Origin of the sequence: Pontibacillus halophilus JSM 076056 = DSM 19796 (assembly GCF_000425205.1) — a bacterium.
Taxonomy (GTDB): domain Bacteria; phylum Bacillota; class Bacilli; order Bacillales; family BH030062; genus Pontibacillus_A; species Pontibacillus_A halophilus.
Window position 1 is genome coordinate 1 of sequence record NZ_AULI01000026.1, and the last position, 23,512, is coordinate 23,512.

The 23,512-nt window shown below is 43.2% G+C and carries 18 protein-coding genes; 14 read left to right on the forward strand and 4 right to left on the reverse strand.

Going from position 1 to position 23,512, the window contains the following annotated elements; translation table 11 throughout:
- Nucleotides 1–313, forward strand: a 313-nt coding sequence (locus H513_RS0117135) for an IS3 family transposase (RefSeq protein WP_026801817.1), incomplete at its 5' end; no start/stop codon positions are given.
- Nucleotides 314–740: 427 nt separating this feature from the next.
- Nucleotides 741–1,634, forward strand: coding sequence for a hypothetical protein (locus H513_RS0117140; RefSeq protein ID WP_026801818.1), 894 nt, complete (start codon nucleotides 741–743; stop codon nucleotides 1,632–1,634).
- A gap of 259 nt (nucleotides 1,635–1,893) precedes the next feature.
- Here the strand turns inward: H513_RS0117140 and H513_RS20605 are convergent, their stop codons facing one another.
- Together H513_RS20605 and H513_RS20610 are read right to left on the reverse strand one after the other, a co-directional pair.
- On the reverse strand, nucleotides 1,894–2,595 hold the full coding sequence (locus H513_RS20605; protein ID WP_051240115.1) for a DUF4352 domain-containing protein: 702 nt from the start codon (nucleotides 2,593–2,595) through the stop codon (nucleotides 1,894–1,896).
- Nucleotides 2,596–2,669: 74 nt separating this feature from the next.
- Complete coding sequence (locus H513_RS20610; protein ID WP_051240117.1) at nucleotides 2,670–4,109, reverse strand: alkaline phosphatase; 1,440 nt, start codon at nucleotides 4,107–4,109, stop codon at nucleotides 2,670–2,672.
- A gap of 612 nt (nucleotides 4,110–4,721) precedes the next feature.
- Between H513_RS20610 and H513_RS0117155 the strand changes: the two genes are divergently transcribed.
- The 6 genes from H513_RS0117155 (at nucleotide 4,722) to H513_RS0117180 (ending at nucleotide 13,257) form a co-directional block, all read left to right on the forward strand.
- Nucleotides 4,722–5,645 (forward strand): ABC transporter ATP-binding protein, encoded by a 924-nt coding sequence (locus H513_RS0117155; protein WP_026801819.1) that lies wholly within the window; start codon nucleotides 4,722–4,724, stop codon nucleotides 5,643–5,645.
- Nucleotides 5,642–6,403 carry an ABC transporter permease gene (locus H513_RS0117160; RefSeq protein WP_026801820.1) on the forward strand — a complete coding sequence of 254 codons (762 nt, stop codon included), beginning with the start codon at nucleotides 5,642–5,644 and terminating at the stop codon, nucleotides 6,401–6,403. The genes H513_RS0117155 and H513_RS0117160 overlap by 4 nt, the downstream gene beginning before the upstream one ends.
- Before the next feature lie 97 nt (nucleotides 6,404–6,500).
- The gene (locus tag H513_RS0117165; RefSeq protein ID WP_051240126.1) at nucleotides 6,501–7,439 is read left to right on the forward strand and encodes a glycerophosphodiester phosphodiesterase family protein; all 939 of its coding nucleotides are present in this window, start codon (nucleotides 6,501–6,503) and stop codon (nucleotides 7,437–7,439) included.
- A gap of 78 nt (nucleotides 7,440–7,517) precedes the next feature.
- A complete protein-coding gene (locus H513_RS21035) occupies nucleotides 7,518–8,051 on the forward strand; it encodes a GNAT family N-acetyltransferase (RefSeq protein ID WP_051240119.1) in 534 nt (177 codons plus the stop codon).
- Nucleotides 8,052–8,536: 485 nt separating this feature from the next.
- Nucleotides 8,537–10,759: a dynamin family protein gene (locus H513_RS0117175; RefSeq protein WP_026801822.1), complete on the forward strand. Its 2,223-nt coding sequence runs from the start codon at nucleotides 8,537–8,539 to the stop codon at nucleotides 10,757–10,759.
- A gap of 362 nt (nucleotides 10,760–11,121) precedes the next feature.
- Nucleotides 11,122–13,257 (forward strand): type IA DNA topoisomerase, encoded by a 2,136-nt coding sequence (locus H513_RS0117180; protein ID WP_026801823.1) that lies wholly within the window; start codon nucleotides 11,122–11,124, stop codon nucleotides 13,255–13,257.
- Nucleotides 13,258–13,298: 41 nt separating this feature from the next.
- On the opposite strand, the gene H513_RS0117185 is transcribed toward H513_RS0117180, so the two are convergent.
- Nucleotides 13,299–13,850 (reverse strand): DNA-3-methyladenine glycosylase I, encoded by a 552-nt coding sequence (locus H513_RS0117185; protein ID WP_026801824.1) that lies wholly within the window; start codon nucleotides 13,848–13,850, stop codon nucleotides 13,299–13,301.
- Nucleotides 13,851–14,065: 215 nt separating this feature from the next.
- On the opposite strand from H513_RS0117185, the gene H513_RS0117190 reads away from it, so the two are divergent.
- From H513_RS0117190 to H513_RS0117215, 6 genes are all read left to right on the forward strand, one after another.
- The gene (locus H513_RS0117190; RefSeq protein WP_026801825.1) at nucleotides 14,066–15,652 is read left to right on the forward strand and encodes an L-lactate permease; all 1,587 of its coding nucleotides are present in this window, start codon (nucleotides 14,066–14,068) and stop codon (nucleotides 15,650–15,652) included.
- Between the two features lie 75 nt (nucleotides 15,653–15,727).
- A complete protein-coding gene (locus H513_RS0117195; protein WP_026801826.1) occupies nucleotides 15,728–16,432 on the forward strand; it encodes a FadR/GntR family transcriptional regulator in 705 nt (234 codons plus the stop codon).
- Nucleotides 16,433–16,512: 80 nt separating this feature from the next.
- Nucleotides 16,513–17,226 (forward strand): (Fe-S)-binding protein, encoded by a 714-nt coding sequence (locus tag H513_RS0117200; protein WP_026801827.1) that lies wholly within the window; start codon nucleotides 16,513–16,515, stop codon nucleotides 17,224–17,226.
- Between the two features lie 19 nt (nucleotides 17,227–17,245).
- Entirely contained in the window at nucleotides 17,246–18,670 is a 1,425-nt protein-coding gene (locus H513_RS0117205) for a LutB/LldF family L-lactate oxidation iron-sulfur protein (RefSeq protein ID WP_026801828.1), read from the forward strand.
- Nucleotides 18,670–19,377 carry a LutC/YkgG family protein gene (locus tag H513_RS0117210; protein ID WP_026801829.1) on the forward strand — a complete coding sequence of 236 codons (708 nt, stop codon included), beginning with the start codon at nucleotides 18,670–18,672 and terminating at the stop codon, nucleotides 19,375–19,377. Before H513_RS0117205 ends, H513_RS0117210 begins: the two co-directional genes overlap by 1 nt.
- A 311-nt stretch (nucleotides 19,378–19,688) precedes the next feature.
- On the forward strand, nucleotides 19,689–21,677 hold the full coding sequence (locus H513_RS0117215) for a penicillin-binding transpeptidase domain-containing protein (RefSeq protein ID WP_026801830.1): 1,989 nt from the start codon (nucleotides 19,689–19,691) through the stop codon (nucleotides 21,675–21,677).
- Nucleotides 21,678–21,764: 87 nt separating this feature from the next.
- Here the strand turns inward: H513_RS0117215 and H513_RS0117220 are convergent, their stop codons facing one another.
- Nucleotides 21,765–23,291 (reverse strand): AbgT family transporter, encoded by a 1,527-nt coding sequence (locus H513_RS0117220; protein ID WP_026801831.1) that lies wholly within the window; start codon nucleotides 23,289–23,291, stop codon nucleotides 21,765–21,767.
- Nucleotides 23,292–23,512: the final 221 nt, after the last annotated feature.

Below are 23,512 nucleotides of genomic sequence, written 5' to 3' on the forward strand. Positions count from 1 at the left end.
TGACTTAAATAACGTTCAAGTCTTTCACACGGATCGTGGTAGTGAATTTAGAAATAAGCTCATTGATGAAGCCTTAGCAGCCTTTGACATTAAGCGTTCCCTAAGCTTAAAAGGGATGCCTTACGACAATGCGGTAGCCGAAGCGACCTTCAAATGTATTAAAGTAGAGTTCGTCAAAAAAGCTGCCTTCGAGAGTGAAGAGAGCCTAAGTCTTGAATTATTTGACTACGTCAACTGGTTCAATCGGATACGAACCCACAGTACCCTCGGTTACCTAAGTCCAATAGAATTCAAATCGAAGCACCTTAATTAAACTGTCTAGTTTAGTGTTGACATTCCATTTTTTCATCATCCTTAGTAAGGTTAAGCAAATAATACCTACGACTAGCGCCACAATTCCCATAATAATAAATGGTCCAGCTACTTCCCACATAGTTGACCAACTAAATATTTCATGGTCCATAAGTCACCTCCATATATAACTATCGTCCTTTTATAAAAAAATGTTAACAAAAACTGTATATATTCGATATAAATAAAGAGTCCTTAGATAGAGGTGAATTTGCCAGATCAACCAAGGCATATCCTATTAACATTACCTTAATCTATAAACCACCAAAATGGTATAATTAGTAAACTTAAGAGTTTTCATACATATGCAAGAGTTAGGTTAAAGCAATTAAGCAAGGCAGATCAGTCAGCTAGGACGAAAGTTAGTGAATTACATAAGGGGTGTAAAAATGACAACTAAAGTTAAATATCTTTCCACGACTGCACTATCAAAAGATATGGGGATACCGGTGAAGAAGATGTTTCCTTTGCTTTTAGAGAAAGGATTTATTGAAAGAAGAGAGGATAATTGGGTTCTGACCAAAAAAGGTGAAAACAACGGGGGGATCATGAAGAAGCACCCTAAGGCGGGGGCTTATATTGCTTGGAGTGAAGAGATTAAGAATTTACTTGCTCAAGAAGACACTAGTGAAAGCAAGCTTTGGAGTGCAACTGCTATTAGTAAAGAGTTTGGGATTTCGAAATTTAGAATAAATCCTATACTTTCTGAGTTGGGGCTTGTGCAAAAGAGTATTAAAGGTTGGGTGCTTACTAAACTAGGTGAGAGTGTTGGAGGCAAACAGTTTGCCCATCATATGACGGGTGTTCCTTTTGTGTGTTGGGATGAATCATTACTAAAGAACAAGAGATTCTTAGAAACAATCAATCAGCTGCAAGGGGTTGGATCAGAAGAGGAGGGGACTGAAGAAGTAGAAGAGAATACGAAAGGGTTTAGAGAGAAATTCCAAGCAAAGCACAGAACAGCTGATGGACATTATGTACGTTCGAAGGCAGAGATGCTGATAGATAACTGGCTTTACATGTCCGAGATTGCACATGCATATGAAAGGAAACTACCTGTTGAGGAAGAGCTCTACTGTGACTTTTATTTGCCGGTCGGAAAGGTATACATCGAGTATTGGGGATTAGAAAATGACCCAAGGTATGTCGAACGCAAAAGAGAGAAACTAAGAATCTACGAAAAATATGGGTTCAGACTAATTGAGTTAGAAGACCGAGATATACAGAACTTAGATGATATTCTTCCTAAAAAGCTATTAAAGTTTGGGATACAAAGTTATTAATACGTTTTATGTAAGAGGAATTTAATCTTATTTACTATCTTTATAATTCCTACAGACAATTGTGCATCGTGAAAGCATGTGTGCCTACACTATTACAATGGTTAATATTTAAACAAATAAGGCTTCTTTAAGGGTGATAAGTCTTAAGGAAGCCTTTTTTTGTAATCATTATGAAAGCAATATGTTCCTGAATGACGCCCATTGTCGTCAATTCCAGAAATACAATGATAGACAAACCAACTTAAAAAGACCCCAGCTATCAGGAGCCTTCAATCGGTATTTCGATCGTTTTTGCTTTCGCTTGGGATGTTTTATCTTCATCAAATACGTCGCTCGTTCTTACTGTAATCGTGGAAAGCTTTTCAATTTCTGTGTCATTAAGCACAAAGCCCATTTGGCCGCTACGTTCTTCGTTACCTTCGTACACCCCGTAGAGTTCTTCAAGGTAGAAATCTCCCTCAAAGTCTTTCTTCTCACCAGCATTTGTTTCAAGCACGGATACAGGAGCAAAGTCTACTGGCTCATCTGATGTGTTCTCAACTGTTACGTGTAACTTTACATAGTTGAAGTTCGTTTCATTATCTGAATAGGGATGGAAGAAATCGATCAAGTCCATCGATGGTGAGTAGTTTAAGACTTTAACGTCAGAGATGGTAAGTTCAACGTCGCCAATTTGAGTCGTTTCATTATAGGTCGAGCGTGCTTCTAGTGTAGCAGAACCATCCTCATCTTTATGGTAATCGCCAACCTCCGTTAATGAGCTGGTGTCTGGAGCTTGAGGATTATCAGTTGCTTTGGTTGGTTGTTCATCGTTTTTCTTTGAATCACGCTGCTCTTTATCTTCTTCTTTTGTTTTAGTTTGGGAAGCATTCTCTTGGCTATCTGATTCTTGCTCCGCATCGTCCGCACAGCCAGCAAGCATCAGGGATGCTGCTAGAAAGATTCCAATAACATAATTCATAGGGTAGGGCCTCCTGCTTATACAATTCCCGCTGCTAAATAGCAGCGGGAACTCTTCTCATAGTATATCCTTACTTAGTCGTCTTCACGCTCGTCATCGTCTTCATCATGTTCGTCTTCGTTTTCTTCATCATCATCGTCCTCTTGTTTGATGAGAAGGTCGTTAACCATTTGGCCCGTTTCTGTGTTGTCGTGCAGGCCGATGAAGTTCTCAGATCCAGGGCCATACGCATAAACGTTTACGTCTTCCCCTGTGTGTCCGCCTGTTGTCCAGCCTGTACCAGAGCGTAGGTCAAAGATCTTCTCAATTGCATTGTCAATTTCAGTTGTTTTGTCTTTTTCAGCTTGTTTGGCTTCTTTAACCCAGTTGATTTCTTCTTCAGTAAGCTCAAGGTCAATATACTTGTTCAGTGTTTCCTCAACGTCAGCACCTTCAGCGATTTGTTCAGCCATGAAGTCAGGCGTACGCTTCGCGGCCTTCAGTGGAGCTGGGTCCCATTTGTATTCACCGTCGCGTCCCATTGCAAAGCCACCAGTTGAGTGGTCAGCTGTCGTAACGACAAGCGTGTGCTTGTCTTTCTTAGCGAATTCAATGGCTTCTTTATAGGCTTGTTCGAAATCTTGCATTTCGCTCATCGCTGCAACTACGTCGTTATCGTGACCAGCCCAGTCGATTTGGCTTCCTTCAACCATTAGGAAGAAGCCGTCTTCGTCTTTGCTTAGTCGATCAAGAGCAGTTGTTGTCATGTCAGCTAAAGAAGGTGTGTCCTCGTCACGGTCGATCATCTTGTCCATTCCTTTCTCACCGAATAGGCCAAGAATCTGTTCGTTGTCGTCGTTCATAAGGTCTTCTTTATTCGTTACATAGCTGTAACCAGCTTCCTCAAATTCACCAGCAAGGTCACGGTCTTCACGTTCGAAGTACTTCGTTCCGCCACCAAGAATGACGTCTACTTTGCGCTCGCCATTAATCGTTTCGTCGAAATAATCATCAGCAATTGCATTGTAGTTGTGACGAGACTCATCGTGTGCACCGAATGAGGCTGGAGTTGCGTGGTTCACTTGAGATGTGGAGACAAGTCCTGTAGCTTTTTCTTCTTTCTTCGCACGCTCAAGTACCGTTTCAACTTCTTGTTTCTCCATATCAACAGAGATTGCACCGTTGTAGGTCTTGATACCAGCAGCCATAGAAGTACCTGCAGCTGCAGAGTCTGTTACGCTTTCTTCATGATCCCATGAATAAGTCTGCTGCTGTCCAAGTAGTTGCTTATCAAATGCTACTTCCTCCATGTAAGGAGTTGATTTATCATCCATAAAAGAACGGTAAGCTGTGTTATACACAGGCCCCATGCCGTCACCAATTAAGAAGATCACGTTCTTAATTTCATCATTCCCTTTGATGCCTTTATGCGATTTCGCCTCAGTTTCAGGTGCGCCACCAGCGAAAGAGCTGATTGCTAATGTAGAAACAACCGCGAATGGGATTACTTTTTTCTTTATGTTTTTGAAGTTCATCTTTAAATTCCTCCAGTGTATCAATTTCTCTCACAACGCGTACTTTACTAGACAGGTATTAATTTCCTATTAATAGATTATTACGGATTTGTTAAGGTTTATAGGCTAAATGTTATAGTGAAAAAATAACTAAGTATAATGAACTAACTATAGCTATGAGGTATTTCCTATAAATATAGGAATAAAATTCCTGTATCCGCTGAAATCAAAATAAAGGCTGTAAAAAGGTGGGCTTTATAAAAAACGAGCAACAATAGGGTAACGCCATTCTATTCCCGGTAAGAGTAACCTTGTACGTCATGCTGCTAACAATACATAACCAGTAACGTGAAAAGTACAGTGAGGCTGTAGCAAGCGAACGAATAGGTGGAGGATATAGATATTCTGGAAGGTACCATGATTCTGGAGGTCAATATACAGGTCTATTCTATCCAACAAGAAATGGTATGATTCATTATAGAGGTAAAAGCGAACATCACGTACCAACTCGGTTGTTAAGGCTCTTAATAGAGAAATAAAGTGACGGGTGTGTGTCTTTCTATAGTGGTTTACGGACTATGGATAGGAAGAGTGTACGAGAAGGCCGTCGTGGTTAAGAAAGGAAGTGAATTCATGCATTCCAAAGCGGTTATGGAGGTCATGAATCTTACCAAGAAAGTAGGAAGAACCAACATTATTGATGATGTTTCTTTTCATTTAAATGAAGGAGAAATTAAAGGGTTATTAGGACCAAATGGGTCTGGGAAGACGTCGCTCTTAAGGCTGCTAGTGGGTTTATGGAAGCCAACTAGTGGTGAGATTATGATCGATCAGTATAACATTCAGACTGATTTCGAGAATGCAATTTCTAAGGTTGGATCATTGATTGAAAATCCGGAGTTCTATGATTATTTATCAGGTTACGATAACTTAATGCAAGTGCACCGTCTTCAATCAGATTCAGGAAGAAGTAGGGTGGAAGAAGTAATCGAGATACTTGAGATGGAGAGCTATATTTATGATCGTGTAGCCTCCTATTCACTAGGTATGCGTCAAAGGCTTGGTTTAGCAATCGCATATTTAAGTAACCCCAAAATCTTATTACTTGATGAGCCAACGAATGGATTAGACCCAGAAGGCATTCAGAATCTTCGTGACTATTTAAATAAACTTAAGGACGAAGGGGTGTCCATTCTGATATCCAGTCATTTATTAGCTGAAATTGAGATGATTTGTGACAGGATTATCATTCTAGATAACGGGAGGATTGTGTCAGAGGGAGCTTTAGAGGAGTATCGTGGTCATTCATCTGAGCAAGGTCGATATTTCTTTAAGGTAATGGAAATGGAAAGATTCGAACCTCTACTCAAGGAACAAGAAAGGTCTGGATTCATAGATGAAACACTAGATCATGGCTTCTTCATGACGGGAACAGAGCGTGAAGTGGCATCTATGAATCGCTTCCTAGTTGACCAAGGGATGAGCGTAGTAGGAATAGAGAAATCTCAAGCGACTCTTGAGGACGCTTTTCTATCCCATTTAAGGAGAGAACAATGACACCATTTAACAAGCTTGTGCTAAATGAGCACATCAAACAATTTAAACGGGGAAGAGGAATTGTCCTACTTGGTGTCATTTTCTTTCTGAATTTAGCTGTCGCCATTGGTTTGAAGTTTACGTTATCAGATACTAACTTTACGTTTTGGGATTATTTAAATGTTAGTACGTACTTAATTTATATGCTCAATTTCCTAACGGTCATTATTGCTGGTGATATCGTTTCAGGTGAATTCTCACAAGGTACAGTTAAATCTCTACTAACAAGACCCATTAGTCGATTTAAGATTCTTAAGGCTAAATATGCAACCGTCTTGTTATCGGTGGGATATGTGATAGGTCTACATCTCCTACTGGCATTTTGTTTCGGGCTTCTATTCTTTTATTCAACTGTATTGGAAATGAATGACGGGGTTCTGTTAAATGTCTTACTAAAGTATATCTTTGGTGCAGTCGAAATGATGGTCTATGCGAGTTTTACAATGCTGCTCTCCATCGTAACGAGGAGAACTCTATTCTCTGTCTCCTTTTCAATGTTCTTTCTCTTGGCTATTAAACTATTCTTAGTAGCTATGAGTGAACTCAACATTGTTCAATTTAAGTATTTGCTATTTGCCAACACGAATCTATCGCAATACTACTTTGGAAGTCCTCTATTTCCAGGAATGACGCTTACCTTTTCAATTTCTGTCATCCTTATTCACATGATTCTATTTATTGTTATATCAGTCTTATCCTTTGTAAGAAAGGATGTATAAACGAAAGCGAGTAAAGGATTGATCTTTGGTATGAAAATGTTCATGAACTGAAACTGGGGGATGAGAATTGAAGAAAGTAGTGAAACGAATAGCAGTGATGATAGGGATTTTAGTGATCTTTATCTTTATTAACAATGGCGCTTATTTCTCTAAAGAGCCTACAGGAGACCCGCTTCTATTAGCTCATGTAGGTATGTCTCAGACGTACCCAATGGATAACATTCAGAATGACACCTGTACGGCTGAACGAATATACAAGCCAGAACATCCATACATCGGAAACACGATTCCTTCCATGGATGCTGCTTTCAAAGAAGGGGCGGATATTGTAGAGTTTGATATCCACCCAACAACAGATGGGAAGTTTGCCATCTTTCATGATTGGACATTGGATTGTAGAACCAACGGCCACGGTGTAACAAGAAACCATAGCTTAGAAGAGTTAAAGAAGTTAGACGTAGGGTATGGATACACAGCAGATGGCGGGAACACGTATCCATTCCGAGGTAAGGGTGTAGGAATGATGCCCTCCCTAGATGAGGTGCTCACTCAGTTTCCAGACAAAAGCTTCCTGATTAATATCAAGAGTAATGACCCGGAAGAAGGTGAGCAACTAGCACAGTACCTCTCAACGTATTCTGAAGAACGATTAACTCAACTCTCTGTTTATGGAGGAGATGCTCCTATCGATGTGTTGAAAGAAGAGCTACCTAGTTTACGAACGATGTCGATGGAAACATTGAAGCGTTGTTTAGTTTCTTATGAATCGATTGGTTGGACAGGTTATGTTCCATCTAGTTGTAAGAACACACAGCTTCACATCCCAGAGAAATATGCTCCATGGCTATGGGGATACCCTGTGACATTCTTAAATCGAATGGAGTCGGTGAATACCAAGGTCGTTCTTGTTGCAGGAGACGGGGGCTGGTCTGAAGGTTTCGATGATAGGGAGGATGTTAAGCGTATTCCAAGTGATTACGACGGTATCATATGGACGAACCGAGTTGACCGTATTGAAGAGGTTGTGTCGGAATGAATGGAACAAGGATGACGGAAGTGGAGTCTTAACCGAGCAGGTCAGGTGACAAGCCATACACTTTAGGGGGCTATTCTTATGAAGATCTACCAAGCTAAGGATGAAGATATTCGTCTTACCATGCTTGATTCCTTCCAAAGATATCAAAAGACTGAACGGGTTTATGTGGAATGTAACGGTGAGATTCTTGAGAAATATGATCGTTTCGAAGACACATGGTCCATCAGCCGCAAACGAGAGGTGGTTCGACATTTCTCTGAAGTGATTGCGAATGGTGGATTGATTCTATTAGTCGAGCGCAACCACCAAATTATCGGTTTCGCCGTAATTGAGGGGGTAGAGTTTGGAGAAACAGCTGTTTATCGTGAGTTATCGTATATTCATATCGATCGAAGACACCGTGGCAAAGGGATAGGGAAGGCGCTCTTCGAAATGGTCCGGAAAGCCGCTAAAGATATCGGAGCAGCGAAGCTTTACATAGGTGCTCATCCCTCCGTAGAAACTCAACATTTCTATACTAGAATGGGATGTACCCTTGCTAAAGAAATTAACCAGGCAATCTACGAAAGAGAACCAAGGGATTTGCGGCTTGAGATAAGCGTATACAGTTAAGCTGAAGTTCACCATGAACTTGAATAGAATCGTTTAAAAGGCTATTCCTTTAATGAGAAGGGTAGTCTTTTTTATTTTCTATAAAGATTTTATTAAAGGCTATGGAATATTTCTGTGTTTTCTTAAATTTAAGTACTACGTGCATTAGTAGCTTCGCGAAATTGTTAGATTATACCAAGAGATTAAAATAATTTAGGAATCATGTGTGAAAAATTATATGAACTTACTATAGCTCCTTACAGACTCTATGGAGTATCTCACCCCTCTCCCAATAGGGGGAATCTTGTGAAGTCAGTTATACACATCATCCTTTTATTTCCACTAAAGAGCTTTATAATAATCTTCCTGTTTAATTTATTAACCAAAATATACCTTTATATTTTAAAATTATGCATTTTTGCATAATTTATACTTGTTGTTTGTATATTAATGGATTAAAGTAAGGTTGGATTATATAATCCATTTTACTCAGGAGGTAGTGCAAAATGTTTAATTTACGTGATTTTAGACAAGATGTATTAAAGATAACACAGGCTGAATTTGCTAATTTAATAGGAGTACGACAAGATAATGTATCTCGGATGGAAAAAAACCCTGAGACTATAGACTTAAGTATGTTGATGAATATTGCAAATGCTACAGGGCAATCTCTTGATCAATTGGTTGGTTATAAAAAAGATGTGCCACAAGCGCTTGAAGTTGAAAATGTTTGGAAAGAGAATGAAAATATGAAACACGTTCTTCTTGATTACCTAGAAAACAATATCGAACATTTACCATTAGAGACTGAGTGGTACGATAACATAGTAAAAGAGTTGGAAGAAATGTTTCAAACAATGTTCAAGAAGCCCAAAGTAGCAGTTGTAGGCATGTCTGATGCTGGTAAGAGTAGTCTAATAAACGCTCTGCTTGGAGTGGAGAAGATGCCTACGTCGTGGACACCTACGACCTCTATTAGTGTACATATTAAACACATAAATGACCGACCAGAGTTTATAAAAGATGAAGCGACCATTTTTGAGGGAAGCGAGAATGGATTTGATGTAAATCGTATACACCAACACTCATACTATGAAGAAACTAGATTGGCTAGTGGTCCTACAAGTATTTTATCTGAATACGGAACGAGGCAAGGAGATTACTATTCAATAGAGGATGCTAGCGCTGCGGTTGTATATCTCGACAGTCCGATTCTCCAACTATGTGACGTTATCGATCTTCCAGGGTTTGGGACGGGTGATAGAGATATGGATGATATAATGGCTAGTCAGTCAACTGAGTTCGCAGATGCTACAATTTATATGTCACCTGCGAATGGGTTTTTAAGAGGTACTGACATAGAATTTCTAAAAGCTAGTCTAAACGCACTTCCTGCTTTTGAAAATAGTCAAAATGAGTTGGAACCATTAAATAACTTATTTGTTATTGCTTCTCAAGCCCATACGATAAATCACGGCAATAAAGTAGAAGTTGACTCCATTCTTGATGCTGGTGCTGAGCGTTTTTATAGAGAAGTGCCTGAGGAGATCTGGGAGAATAAGTCGGAAGTTTCTAATTATCAATATACAGTTGAAGAAATACGCAAGCGATTCTACTCATATACAACGGACCATGCCGGGTTGAGGGAAGATTTCGAGAAAAATTTACGTTACCTTCTAGAAACTCTACCATTTATTATTAAACAGAATGCATGGAACATGATGAACGAATACCTAGATAAATACAAAAAAGAATTGGAAATTGAAAAGGTAAATTTTATTGAAATACTTGATGAGCGAGAAGCAAAGCTAGAGCAATTAAAGCAAATGAAAAATGATGAACCTATGAGAAAATACGAAATGCAGAAAGCTAGAAAAGAGGTAATGGAAAAGATTGAATTGTTCCGTGATGATACGCAAGCATCATTCGAGAAAGAATTCTCAGAGATTGTTTCGCCAGATTATATTGTCAATCTAATCAAATCAAAAGGATATAAAAAAAAGAAAGACGACATGGAGCATTTAGCAAGCTTTATCAGTAGTAAAATTCAAGCTAAAATTCAAAATATTTTAAAATATAAGTCGGAAGATCTGAACTTGATAATAAATCAATATATAGAAAACTTCGAAGGAGCGATTCACAAACACGCCTATTCTGATGTGAGAGGCTTTAAGATTCCCTTTGATACAAAAAAAGCGTTTGCAAGTGGCTTGGCTGGAATCGCAACATTTGGAGGTTTAGCTTTTTGGGCATCAACGCTAGGCAATTTAGGAGGTTATATACTTGTAGCTAAAGGGGTTTCCGTTCTTTCTGCTGTGGGGATTTCTGTTGGAGGAACGGCGAGCGCTGTTACCGCTATCTCATTAATCGGGGGCCCAATTACGTTAGCTATCGCTGTATCTGTCATCCTAGGGATGGGTGTCTTCATGCTTGGATCGGGTGGTTGGAAGAAGAATGTGGCCAAAAAAATTGTCAAAGAATACTCTAAACAAGATGCGCTGAATAAGTTCTCTAATGTTATAGATGAATTTTGGGATGATACGGAATTTGCATTCAACAGCGCAGCGGATGCATTAGAAGAAGAGTGGCAGAAGAAACTTTCAGCAATGGAAGAGAAGGTGTCCTACTATAGTGCGGATGATGTAAGGAGAAGTATTTCTGAAGTTGAGCAGATGATTAAGTTCTTAGAGGAGATGCCAATCCCCTTTTGCAATGCGATAGCTGTTTAAAGGCGGTCTATACAATGGCTTCAGCTATTTCATGGATGAACTGGTGAAATATACAGAGAAAAACGTTTTTTGGTCAGCAATTCTAGCCTTAAAAAATGCATTTAATCGAAAGGTTGAATGTGAGGAATCTAAGTGAAATCAGAGGCTTTTCGTGAGTTTACGCTACTCATAGGAGGCCTTTTTTGTATTATTATCAATTGGCATTACGTTCGAAAATAACTATAATGAATGTTACATACACTTGCTCGTATAAGGATTGATTGCTACTAAAAGAATAGGGAACAGGTTGCCAGTGAGGGTTTGTTTACAAACCTCGTAATCTCGTTGTACCCTATTGTTCTGCAGAAAGGGAGTGAACCACCATGCCTAAAACAGTCATCTTCGCCGAGAAACCCTCCCAAGCGAAAGCGTACGCAGAGGCTTTCTCAGTTGGAGAGAAGACAAAGACATACATACAGCTAAAGCCAGATGACACCTTTCCACATGGGGCGACGATTACGTGGGGTGTCGGGCATTTGGTGGAATTGAAAGAGCCGCATGACTACCACAAGGAGTGGAAGAAGTGGAAGTTGGACCAGCTTCCGATTGTGCCGGAGCGTTTCCTTGAGAAGGTCTCGAAAGGGAAGTGGGAGCAATTCCAAGAGGTGAAGCGGTTGTTCCAGCAGGCAGATGTGCTTGTAAATGCGGCGGACGTGGACCGAGAAGGGTCGAATATCTTCTATAGCATTCTTCGGCTAACAGGGGTGAAGGGGAAGCCGATTCAGCGGCTGTGGATCAACTCCCTTGAGAAAGACGAAGTGCGGAAAGGGTTCAGGCATCTCGAAAGCAATGAGAAGGACTTGCGTCTCTTCGACGAAGCGAAGGCGCGTCAAATTAGTGATTGGATGGTTGGGATTAATGCGAGTCGCTTGTTTACACTGCTCCTTCAGAAGAAAGGGTTTGGCAGTTATCTATCCATAGGACGGGTGCAGTCGCCAACGGTCTACTTAATCTATCAACGGCATAGGGAGATTGAGAACTTTAAGCCGGAGCCATTCTACCAGATTGAGGGGCAGTTCAAATCCCAGGCTGGTACGTACAAAGGGATGGCGGAAATTAAGGAGAAAGATAAAGCGAAGGTACAGGCGCTATTGGACAAGCACGGAGTAAAGGAGAAGGAAACTGAATTTGGAATTGTCCAACGCGTGGACAAGAAGACGAAGCACCAGAAATCTCCGAAGCTTCATTCCTTATCCACGCTCCAAGGTGTGGCAAATAAGCGCTGGAAGTATCCTCCGTCCAAGGTGCTGAAGACGATGCAGAGCTTATATGAGAAACGGCTGGTCAGCTATCCAAGAACGGATTGCAACTACATCACAGAAAGTGAATTCGGGTACTTAGTGAATAACCTCGATGCGTATCAGAAGACCTTGAACGTATCGTTTACGCCAGCTTCCCTGAAGCCGAATAAGCGATACGTGAACAGCAGCCAAGTTCAGGAGCACTATGCGATTATTCCAACGAAGACGGTCCCTACCGAGAAGAAGTTGAGCGGATTAAGTCGTGAAGAGCAGAACCTTTATAATGAGATTCTTTCGACGACGCTTGCCATGTTCCATAAAGACTACGTCTATGAAGAGACAACAATTCTCACAAGTGTCAAAGGCTTGTCGTTTAAAACGACTGGGAAGCGGGATGTAGATAATGGGTGGAAAGAGCTGTTTCCAAAGCCGGCTAAGCCGAAACAAGGGCAAGATAAGCCACTTCCGAATGTCGGACAAGGGGAACAGGTAGACGCTCAGGTTGAAGTGAAAGAAAGCATGACGAAGCCGCCGAAGCCGTACACGGAAGGCGATTTAATCACGATGATGAAGACGTGCGGCAAGCACATGGATGATGAAGCAGATGTGGAGATTCTGAAGGAAGTGGAAGGCCTTGGAACAGAAGCCACACGCTCGAGCATCATTGAAACGATAAAGGCTCAGAAATACATTGAAGTGAGAAAGAACACAGTGTCCGTGACGAATAAGGGCATCATGCTGTGTGAGGCGATTGAGGGTACGCTCTTATCAAGTCCGTCCATGACGGCGAAATGGGAATCTTATTTGAAGAAGATTGGCAGCGGGGAAGGCTCGAAGCAGGTATTTACGAAGCAGACGGTCCAGTTTATTGAGAAGCTTATTCAAGACACCCCTGGCTCAATCGAGAAGGTTCACATTAAGAGTACGGAAGAGAAGAAGAAATGGAATGAGCCGATTGCGAAATGTCCGTCCTGCCAGACTGGCTCTATCATCGATCGGTATAAGTTCTATGCCTGCTCCAATTACAAAGAAGGCTGTAGTGTCACATTCCCGAAGAAGCTCGCGGGAAAGACGCTCACACAGAATATGATTAAAACGCTTTGTCAGAAGAAACGAACGCGTGTATTGAAAGGATTTAAAGGCAAGAAACCGTTCAGTACGGCGCTTGTGTTGGATGAAGACTATAAGATTAAATTTGATTTCGCGAAGAAAGAATGACAGAAGGACTGCCCACTTTAGGTGTGAAGGCAGTCCTTTTTTTATTTATCAGGATGTCTAAAGCACCCTAGCTCATGGTCATTCACGACGCCACCTCCTTGCAGATACGCATAGATGGTTACAGAACCAACGTACTTCATTCCGCGTTTCTTCAAGTCCTTGGACAAGGCGTCTGAGAGGTCCGTTGTGGTGGTGAACTGGTCGTCTTTGTTTACGATGACCGTGCCATCTGAGAACCCCCACAAGTACTTCGAGAAAGAGCCGTGCTCTTGTTGAATCTCTATAAATTTGGCTGCGTTGTTAATGGCCGCATTAATCTTGCTGCGACTTCGAATGATGCCAGGATCTTGGAGGAGTTCTTCGACTTTCGTCTCATTGTAATGCTGAATTTTAGTCGGGTCGAACTGGTCGAATGCGCTCCGGAAGTTCTCTCGTTTCTTTAACACAGTGAGCCAGGATAGGCCGGCTTGGAAGCATTCAAGAAATAGCATCTCATATAATTTGTGGTCGTCATAAACGGGTACGCCCCATTCGTTGTCGTGATAGTTTAAGTAGATTTCAGGCTGCCCTTCTACCCATGTGCATCGTTTCATTGTCGATCCCTCTTTATTCGAGAATTGTAAGTCTTCCTATTATCCCATAGTTCCGTTCTTCGTAAAACGAGCGAGGTCGTCCTCGTTGAAATAATGCTTGTAAGGAAAGGAATTTATGTATAAAATATGGTAAACAGGTCATCAGATGACTGTTTCATTCATACGTTTATGTAAGCGCTGACAAACTGTGTGTCTATGAAAATGGGGGGATGTTCATGTTAGTTCTAGTTGCTTTGAGCGCAATTTTAGCACCGTTTCTATTTTTGGTGTTGCTTCGCATGCCGGCGAAGAAGGGGATGTTCTATAGTGCGGGAATCGTCATTCTACTAGCCTATTTTGTATGGGGGGTAGGCGTTGATATTATTGCAGCTTCCGTACTGGAAGGATTTCATAAGACGTTAACGATTCTATTTATCTTGTTTGGGGCAATTGTATTGCTCAACACGCTTCGAAAGACAGGGGCTGTGAACCGCATCAATCAAGGGTTCAGAGGGATTTCGACAGACATGCGTGTACAAATTGTAATTGTAGCCTTTCTATTTGGGGCGTTGATTGAGGGGGCAGCGGGCTTTGGAACACCAGCCGCTGTGACGGGTCCACTAATGGTAGCGCTCGGATTTACGCCAATGGCGGCTGCGTCCATTGCACTCATTGCGGACAGTTCACCGGTCTCATACGGGGCGGTTGGAACGCCGATTCAAGTGGGATTGAGCAATTTGCCTGAAGCGGGCATTCCATTCTATCAAGAGATTGGAGCTCGAATTGCGTTTTTTGACTTATTTGCGGGTACGTTCATTCCGTTTATTATCGTAGTGGTCTTAACGGTCTTCTTCGGAAAGAAGAAGGGGTGGAAGAGTGCATGGGAGATGCTGCCTTGGACGCTCCTTATTGGGATTACGTATACATCATCGGCTTATCTGTACGCGGTCTTGTTCGGTCATGAGTTTGTTGCCATTCTAGCGTCGCTAACAGGGTTAGTTGTAGCAACCGTAACGGCGAAGCGAGGATTCTTGCTGCCGAAGTCTTCATGGCAGGATGCGCTTCAAGAAGATTTCACAATCGAAGAAGAAGGAACAAATATGGGGTTGTTGCGTGCTTGGTCGCCGTATCTGGTCATTGTCGGTCTGTTGCTCGTTACAAGAATCGTGCCTTCAGTTAAAGCGTTTACATTGGAATGGGTAGATCTCACATGGACGAACATTCTTGGCGTAGAAGGCGTGACGTCCAAATGGCAAGTACTGTACTCGCCTGGAACCGTGCTTGTATTTGCAGCGATTCTTGCGGTAGTCATTCAACGAAAGTCGTTTCGTAACTTTACCGTAGCGGCGAAAGAGTCGATTCTTTCTATGAAGGATGCGGCGTTGGCTCTGGTGGCGACGCTAGCGCTTGTACAAGTGTTCACGAACTCTGGGATGAATGGAAATGAATTAATCAGCATGCCTCAATATATCGCCCAGAACTTAGCGGGTGGATTTGGAACCATGTGGGTACTAGCGGCGCCGTTCCTGGGTGAATTAGGGGCATTTATTACAGGGAGTGCAACCGTTTCTACGCTTACGTTCTCTCCGGTTCAGTATAGTATCGCAGAAGAGACGGCGTTATCGAAAGAAACAATCCTTTCCCTTCAAGTTATCGGAGCCGCAGCTGGGAACATGATTTGCGTACACAATGTTGTCGCAGCCGGAACCGTCGTAGGCTTGTCTGGTAAAGAAGGGGATATTATTCGAAAGACGATTTTACCTGCATTGCTTTATGGATTGTTGGTTGGGGTTGCCGCTTTATGCATCACGATGTTGGTTTAAGTGCCCGTTCTCTTTTCCAATGTTGTAATTTAGAGTAAGATAAAAGGAACATCATTGGAATTTGGAGGAAGTTCTTTGGAATACAAACCAATTACAACGAAAAAGATTTATGAACAAGTAGCAGATTCACTCCTCGAGTCGTTGAGAAATGGGACGTTAAAGTCGGGGGATAAATTAGATAGTGTCGAAGTGTTAGCTAAGAATTTCAAAGTCGGGCGGTCAGCCATTCGAGAAGCGTTAAGCGCACTTCGAGCGATGGGGATTCTTGAGATGCGCCAAGGAGAAGGGACGTACGTGCGAGCCTTCGATGCGTCACGCTTTTCATTGCCGGTATCCGTTGGGTTGCTCATGACTCCTGAAGATTTACGTGAACTTCTAGAAGTGAGGAAGATATTAGAAGTTGGGGCTGCGGGTTCGGCTGCTGTCACTCGTACAGAAGAAGACTTGGTTCTCATTAAGGAAGCACTTCAAAATATGGAGGACGCAAAAGGCAATGGGGAGATTGGAGATCAAGCGGATTTGGCGTTTCATTTAGCTCTTGTGAAGGCCACGCACAACCAGATGTTAATCAACTTAATGAATAGTGTATCGGAGATTATGGTGCAGGCGATGCGTGAAACGCGTAAGCTGCTTCATACACCTGAAGGGACGGAGCAGTTGTTGGAGGAACACCGGCTCATCCTGCAAGGAATAGAATCTCGCGACGAAGCGAAGGCGAAAGAGGCCATGGTGACGCATTTATCCAATGTGGAGATTTCGCTCGCCGATTATATTAGATAAAGGGTAACGGTTTGTCCGTTTCCTTCTAATTTTGCCATAGTCATCAGATGACCTTATGTATAAGGTGGGAGGGGTAACAGATGAAAGTTTCAATTTTTATTACATGCTTATGCGACACATTTACACCTGATGTGGGGAAAGATACGGTTCAATTGCTGGAACGGTTCGGGTGCGAGGTTGACTTTCCAGCTGGACAGACGTGCTGCGGACAACCGGCGTATAACAGCGGGTACAAGCGTGAAGCGGTGAAAGGCATGAAGCAAATGATCGAGGCATTTGAACCATCGGAATATGTTGTTGGGCCTTCCGGGTCTTGCGTGCATATGATTAAAGACTATCCGAGAGTGTTGTCTGAAGAACCTGAGTGGCGTGACCGAGCACAGAAGCTCGCAGACAAAACGTATGAACTGACGCAATTTCTAGTCGATGTGTTAAAGGTGCAGGACGTTGGTTCCACCTTCAAAGGGAAAGCCACGTATCATCCATCCTGCCACATGACTCGGTTACTTGGCGTGAAGGACGCTCCAAGGATCCTGCTTGAGAATGTGAAGGGGTTAGAGTTGATTGAGCTTCCTTCAGGGGAAGACTGCTGCGGCTTTGGGGGTACATTTGCCGTGAAGAACTCGGCTATTTCCGGTCAGATGGTGCAGGAGAAGGCAGCACATATTGAAGAAACGAAGGCCGATTATTTAATTGGCGGCGATATGGGCTGCTTAATGAATATGGGCGGTAGTATGCGCAGGAATGGTCAGGAAGTGGAAGTGCTTCACATCGCGCAAGTATTGAACAGCTAAACGGGAAGGAGTGGGGACGGTGAGTATTAAGATTGGAACGAAGCCTTATTCAGAACGAATTAAAGATGGAATCGATAATGCGTTTATGAGAAATGCCGTGTCCAGTGCGCAAGGACGCTTTCGTTCAGGGCGACTGAAGGCGGCAGAGGAGCTTGGCAATTGGGAAGATTGGAGAACGCTCGGGGAAGAGATTCGTTCTCATACGTTGGAGAACTTGGATTATTATTTGCACCAGCTCAGTGAGCAGGTTGAAAAGCGCGGTGGGAATGTGTTTTTCGCGAGGACGGCGGAGGAAGCAAATCAATACATTCAAGAAGTCGCAAGGAAGAAAGAAGCGAAGAAAGTCGTTAAATCGAAGTCGATGGTAACAGAAGAGATTGGGTTGAATGAGGCCCTTGCTGAGAGTGGTTGTGAAGTTGTTGAATCAGACCTTGGTGAATGGATCTTACAACTAGACGAAGACCCTCCATCTCATATCGTCACACCTGCGCTTCATAAGAATAAGGAGCAAATTCGGGAGACGTTCATGAAGAAGAAAGGCTATACAGGCTCAGACAGTCCTGAGGAACTGGCTGCCTTTGCCAGGGAACAGCTCCGGCAGGATTTCTTACAAACGGATATCGGAGTCACAGGCTGTAACTTTGCGGTAGCGGAATCCGGGGCTGTGACCTTGGTTACGAATGAAGGAAATGCGCGTATGGTAACGTCCCTTCCCGATACGCAAATATCTGTAATGGGCATGGAGCGCATTGTTCCGACGTGGGAAGATTTAGAGGTTGTTGTGAGCTTGCTAACACGAGCGGCTGTTGGGCAGAAGTTAACAAGTTATGTCACGGGCCTCACGGGTACGCGTCTAGAAGATGAATTAGATGGGCCTCAAGAATTCCACCTCGTCATTCTTGATAATGGCCGTTCGAATATACTTGGTACTGAATTTCAATCCGCCCTTCACTGCATTCGATGTGCGGCATGTATCAATGCTTGTCCTGTGTACCGTCACGTTGGAGGCCATTCCTACGGTTCCATCTATCCAGGTCCGATTGGGGCTGTACTAACCCCACTGTTGGATGGGTATGAGGAGCATAAAGATTTGCCATATGCATCCACGCTCTGTGCAGCTTGTTCAGAAGCATGTCCTGTGAAGATTCCCCTTCATGAGCACTTGGTTCGTCACCGCGAAATCATCGTGGAACGCGAGAAGATGACACCTAAAAGCGAAAGATTAGCAATGAAGGGCTTTGCCAAATGGGCATCCACTCCAGCTGCTTACAAGCTGTCAACGAAGATGGCACGAACGACGCTGAAGCCGTGGACAGAAGATGACTATATCGAGAAAGGTCCAGGTCCGATGAAGGGGTGGACGGACGAACGTGATTTTCCAGCGCCTTCGAAGAAACGTTTCCGTGATTGGTATCAACAGCGTGAGAAAGGGAGGGAGAATTAATGGCTATTGTGAATCGGGAAAGCTTTTTGGACCATTTGTCGGAGCAACTTGGCAGAAAGAGACGGACAGAAGTAGAACCACCAGTGTACTCTGTGCAACCTCAGGAGCTTGTCTTCCAGGGTGCCACGCAAGATGAGCTGCTTGATAAATTGGAAGAGCAGTGCAAGGTGATCCATACAACGCTAACGAGAACAACGCTAGACAGTCTTGGCCATACGTTGACGAGGGTGTTGGAAGGATACCGCGCGACGAAAGTGATCAGTGCAAGCGGGCCAAGGGTTGATGCGATGCGTTTAAGAGACGTGTACGCAGATTTAGAATTCGTCGGTTACGACGTGCGTCTATGGGATAAAGGAGAAGAAAAGGAACAGTTGGCGTTTGCCGAACAAGCTGGAGCCGGAATCGTATTCAGCGACATTACTTTGGCGGAATCCGGCACTGTTACGTTGTTTAACGACCGATACAACGGCCGTTCTATCAGCCTACTTCCAGAGACGTTCATCGCTATCGTTCCGAAGAGCACATTAGTCCCCCGAATCACACAAGCTACAAGGTTGATTCACGCCGAAGAGAAAAAGGGCAATCCTGTATCCTCCTGCGTGAGCTTTATTACAGGTCCAAGTAACAGCGCAGATATTGAAATGAATCTGATTGTCGGTGTGCATGGTCCTGTGAAGGCAACGTATATAGTGGTTGAGGATATGTAATTTGAATTTATAGATTGAGAGGGTTACTGAGAGCTTTTGCGGCTTGTAGGTAGCCTTTTTTTGTTGTCATGTTTGTGGCGTAGATTGCCATTGAATTATCTAGAAGAAACCCAGCCTGTTCATCTTAACTACAAGCATGATTCATGATAAGGGAGGCCATTACGTAAACAAGGCTTCTATAAGAAGGTCAGACTACGTAAGGATTAAGGGAAAGGCTTCTCTCGTTAACTCTTATTATGATTATGCTACAATTGGATGGAGAAAAATAAGGAATATTTTGTCTAATGGTGACAACAAAAGGGGTGGAATCAATGAAAGCATTGAAACCGATTGTGTTCGTCTTGGTATTCGTTGTGCTTGCTGCGTGTACGGAAAAGCCAAAACCAGAGGACACATTCACGTCTTATATGAAGGCTTGGGAGAGCGGGGAATATAAAGAGATGTACGCTCTGCTTCATGAAAGTGCAAAAGAAGGGGTGACAGAGGAAGCGTTCGTGGAACTCTATCAAACTAGCTATAATGAAATAGAGGTACAGAACTTAGCGGTTACATATGAATTACCTGAGGAAGAACAAGAATATAAGAAAGAGGATACACCTTCTTTCGACTACAATGTGACGATGGAATCAGTAGGCGGAGAGATTGACTTTACCCATTCTGCTCAACTCCTTTATGAAGAAGGGGAAGAAGAGAATCGCTGGGCAATGAGCTGGTCACCGTCCATGCTCTTCTCTGAAATGGAAGCTGGAGACACAGTAGCTGTTGAGACCATGGCACCAGAGCGTGGCGGCATTTATGACGCGAACGGAAATGGGCTAGCGGTGAAGGGACCTGTTCAAGAGGTTGGCATCGTTCCAGGGGTGATGGAGAATGAAGAAGAGCTCAAGAACCAGTTGGCTGGGATTCTTGGACTTACGGTGGATGTGATTGACAAGAAGCTGAATCAGTCTTGGGTAAAGGATGATTTGTTCGTTCCATTAGCGATGGTGGCTGACAATGATCAAGAACGGTTGGATGCATTATTAAGCGATGAACTCCCACGAGGAATTCAAGTGAATTCTGGACAAGAAGCGCGTGTTTATCCTCTAGGGGAAGCGGCTGCCCATTTAACGGGGTATGTAGGAGATATTACAGCTGAAGAATTGGAAAAACGAGAGGGAGAAGGGTACTCTTCTACAGATCGGATTGGGAAGTCAGGACTCGAGTTACTTTACGAAGAACAACTCCGTGGAATACCTGGTGCGAAAGTGTATGTAAGCAAGGAAGCAGAAGAGGCAGAGGATATTGTTCTTGCAGAAAAGGCCGTGCAAAACGGAGAAGATGTAAACGTAACGATTTCCTCAGATGTGCAACAGACTCTTTATGAAGAGATGAAGGATACTTCAGGGTCGGCCACGGCAGTCAACCCAACGACGGGGGAAGTGAAAGGGTTAATCAGTGCACCGACGTATGACCCAAATGAGCTGAGTTTAGGGTTAGGTTCAGACGGGCCAACCATTAATAAGTTCACCAAAACGTATTCTCCAGGTTCTACATTCAAACCAATTACTTCAGCCATTGGAATTGAAGCAGGAACGCTGCAACCTAGCGAAGCCTTAACGATTAATGGAGAAACGTATTCAGCGGATGCTGGATATAGTGTGACCCGGGTGCCAAGTGCTGCGTCTGATACGCAAGTCGACTTGCGTGATGCGCTTGTACGTTCAGATAATATCTATTTTGCGCGAGAAATTGTTGAGATTGGAGCAGAAGACTTCCTCCAAAGTGCGAAACAATTCGGCTTTCATGAGGAAATTCCGTTCTCTTACGGAATTGAAGCCTCGCAAATAGCAAATGGCGAAACGATTGGCAGTGAATCCTTACTTGCTGCGACAGGGTACGGGCAAGGGGAAGTGCAAATCAGCTCCCTTCATCTCGCCATGACGTATACACCGTTCGTGACCGGAGGCACGCTCTTAAAGCCAACTCTACTGGTGGAAGAAGAGACCAGCCGAGCGTGGCATGAAGACGTCATGAGTCAAGAAACAGCGACACTTGTGACAGAACGGTTGAAAGCCGTTGTACAAGATGCGGAAGGAACCGCTTATAAACCAATCGTAGAAGGAGTGAACTTAGCGGGCAAAACGGGTTCCGCAGAATTGAAGCAAGCAGGTGAAGAAGACGGCCAAGAACATGGCTGGTTTATTGCATGGAACACAGACACTAATAACCTCCTTGTCTCCATGATGGTGGAAGATGCTCAGGAAGGAAGCCATGACGTGGTGCCGAAAGTGAAGAATGTATTTCAGAAGTTGAGGTAATAAAGGGACAGGTTCATCGTCCCCTTCCCCACTCGTACAACAGAAAAAAAGGATTAGACTCTACTATGAGTCTAATCCTTTTCTGATTTATGGATTATACATAATCGGTGATCCCGGTCCGAGATCAATTCCTAGTAGCATCCAGACAATTAAGAGGATTGTCCAGCTGATTAGGAAGAAGATTGAATATGGTATCATAACGGAAATCATCGTTCCGATTCCCATATTCTTATCATACTTCTGTGCGAATGCGATAATAATTGCGAAGTACGTCATAAGTGGTGTGATGATATTCGTGCTTGAGTCTGCAATACGATAAGCCATCTGAGTTAATTCAGGTGAGTAGCCGAGCTGCATCATAATTGGCACGAAGACCGGCGCCATCATGGCCCATTTAGCGGAAGCACTTCCGATAAACAAGTTAATAAAGGCTGAGATTACAATGAAGGTCAGAATTAATGGAATTCCGGATAGATTAATGGAATCTAGGAACTCTGCTCCAAACACTCCAAGGACTAGTCCCATGTTCGACTCAGTGAAGTACGCAACGAACTGACCAGCTGTAAAGGCAAGTACGATGAACATGCCCATAGAAGCCATCGTGTCAGATAGTTGGTTCGCAACGTCCTTATCACTCTTAATCTCTTTCGTTACCAATCCATAGACAAGTCCAGGGATAAAGAAGAGAATCGTGATAATTGGAACGAGTGAGCTCATAAATGGAGACTGGACGATCGAGCCGCCTTCGCCTCTCATTGGTGCGCCCTCTGGAACGATTAACAAGGCAAATAGAGCTGCGGATACGATAGTCGCCACAACAGACCATACGATACCTTTTTTCTCTGTGGATGTTAATTTATCCATTGAACCGACGTATTCACCTTGGTAGGTGCCAAGTCTTGGCTCAATAATCTTTTCTGTTACGAACGTACCGACGAGCGTCAGTAAGAATACAGATACGATGATAAAGTAATAGTTCATCGCGATGTTCATCGTTTCTGCGTATTCAGGATTGAGGATTCTTGCGGCATCAATCGTCAGCTCTCCAAGTAACGGATCTGTAGCAGAAAGTAATAAGTTCGCACTAAAGCCTGCGGAAACACTGGCGAATGCAGCCGCAAGACCAGCTAGAGGGTGTCTTCCGAGCGCTGCGAAAATAACAGCCCCGAGCGGTGGCAATACAACGTACCCAGCATCAGACGCGACGCTTGACATAATCCCGGCAAATACAAGGCCAAGCGTAACAAGACGATTTGGAACAGACTGAACAAAGCCACGTAGCATCGCGCTAATTAGACCAGAACGCTCAGCAATTCCGATTCCAAGCATCGTTAACAATACAATGCCTAGCGGAGCGAATCCGATAAAGTTATCGGTCATACTCCCGAAGATATAGACAATTCCCTCATCACTTAATAAGTTCTTAACTTGAACAATTTCGCCTTCTTTCCCTGGGTGTTCAACTTCAATCCCAAGCGCTGAAATCCCTGCTGATAGCAACAGGACAAGAACAGCTAGAATGGCGAACAAGGTGATCGGGTGAGGCAGCTTATTGCCGACTCGTTCAATAAAGTCTAGGAAACCTTTCAGTACCCCTTTTTTCTTTTTCTCCATGGTTTACCTCCCATAAGTTATCTGCAACAGTATCTATTTTATCGAAGTTTATCGAATTTTGAAAGAAACTAAAAGAAAGCGGTTACATTTAGTTGTGAGACAGAGGGACAGGTTCCTCGTCCCGCTTGACATAAATCATGGAAGAAAAGGCTCTTTACGACAAGAAGAACCTCTAAAATCTAAGTCATTGTTGTGACTTAAATAAATAGAACCAAAGGCTT

Bases quoted from the DNA above. Each gene is read 5' to 3' on its own strand.
- H513_RS21035 (WP_051240119.1), top strand. From the start codon at position 7,518: ATGAAGATCTACCAAGCTAAGGATGAAGATATTCGTCTTACCATGCTT.
- H513_RS0117200 (WP_026801827.1), top strand. From the start codon at position 16,513: ATGAAAGTTTCAATTTTTATTACATGCTTATGCGACACATTTACACCT.
- H513_RS0117210 (WP_026801829.1), top strand. From the start codon at position 18,670: ATGGCTATTGTGAATCGGGAAAGCTTTTTGGACCATTTGTCGGAGCAA.
- H513_RS0117180 (WP_026801823.1), top strand. From the start codon at position 11,122: ATGCCTAAAACAGTCATCTTCGCCGAGAAACCCTCCCAAGCGAAAGCG.
- H513_RS0117190 (WP_026801825.1), top strand. From the start codon at position 14,066: ATGTTAGTTCTAGTTGCTTTGAGCGCAATTTTAGCACCGTTTCTATTT.
- H513_RS0117160 (WP_026801820.1), top strand. From the start codon at position 5,642: ATGACACCATTTAACAAGCTTGTGCTAAATGAGCACATCAAACAATTT.
- H513_RS0117175 (WP_026801822.1), top strand. From the start codon at position 8,537: ATGTTTAATTTACGTGATTTTAGACAAGATGTATTAAAGATAACACAG.
- H513_RS20610 (WP_051240117.1), bottom strand. From the start codon at position 4,109: ATGAACTTCAAAAACATAAAGAAAAAAGTAATCCCATTCGCGGTTGTT.
- H513_RS0117220 (WP_026801831.1), bottom strand. From the start codon at position 23,291: ATGGAGAAAAAGAAAAAAGGGGTACTGAAAGGTTTCCTAGACTTTATT.
- H513_RS0117155 (WP_026801819.1), top strand. From the start codon at position 4,722: ATGCATTCCAAAGCGGTTATGGAGGTCATGAATCTTACCAAGAAAGTA.
- H513_RS20605 (WP_051240115.1), bottom strand. From the start codon at position 2,595: ATGAATTATGTTATTGGAATCTTTCTAGCAGCATCCCTGATGCTTGCT.
- H513_RS0117215 (WP_026801830.1), top strand. From the start codon at position 19,689: ATGAAAGCATTGAAACCGATTGTGTTCGTCTTGGTATTCGTTGTGCTT.
- H513_RS0117165 (WP_051240126.1), top strand. From the start codon at position 6,501: ATGATAGGGATTTTAGTGATCTTTATCTTTATTAACAATGGCGCTTAT.
- H513_RS0117185 (WP_026801824.1), bottom strand. From the start codon at position 13,850: ATGAAACGATGCACATGGGTAGAAGGGCAGCCTGAAATCTACTTAAAC.
- H513_RS0117140 (WP_026801818.1), top strand. From the start codon at position 741: ATGACAACTAAAGTTAAATATCTTTCCACGACTGCACTATCAAAAGAT.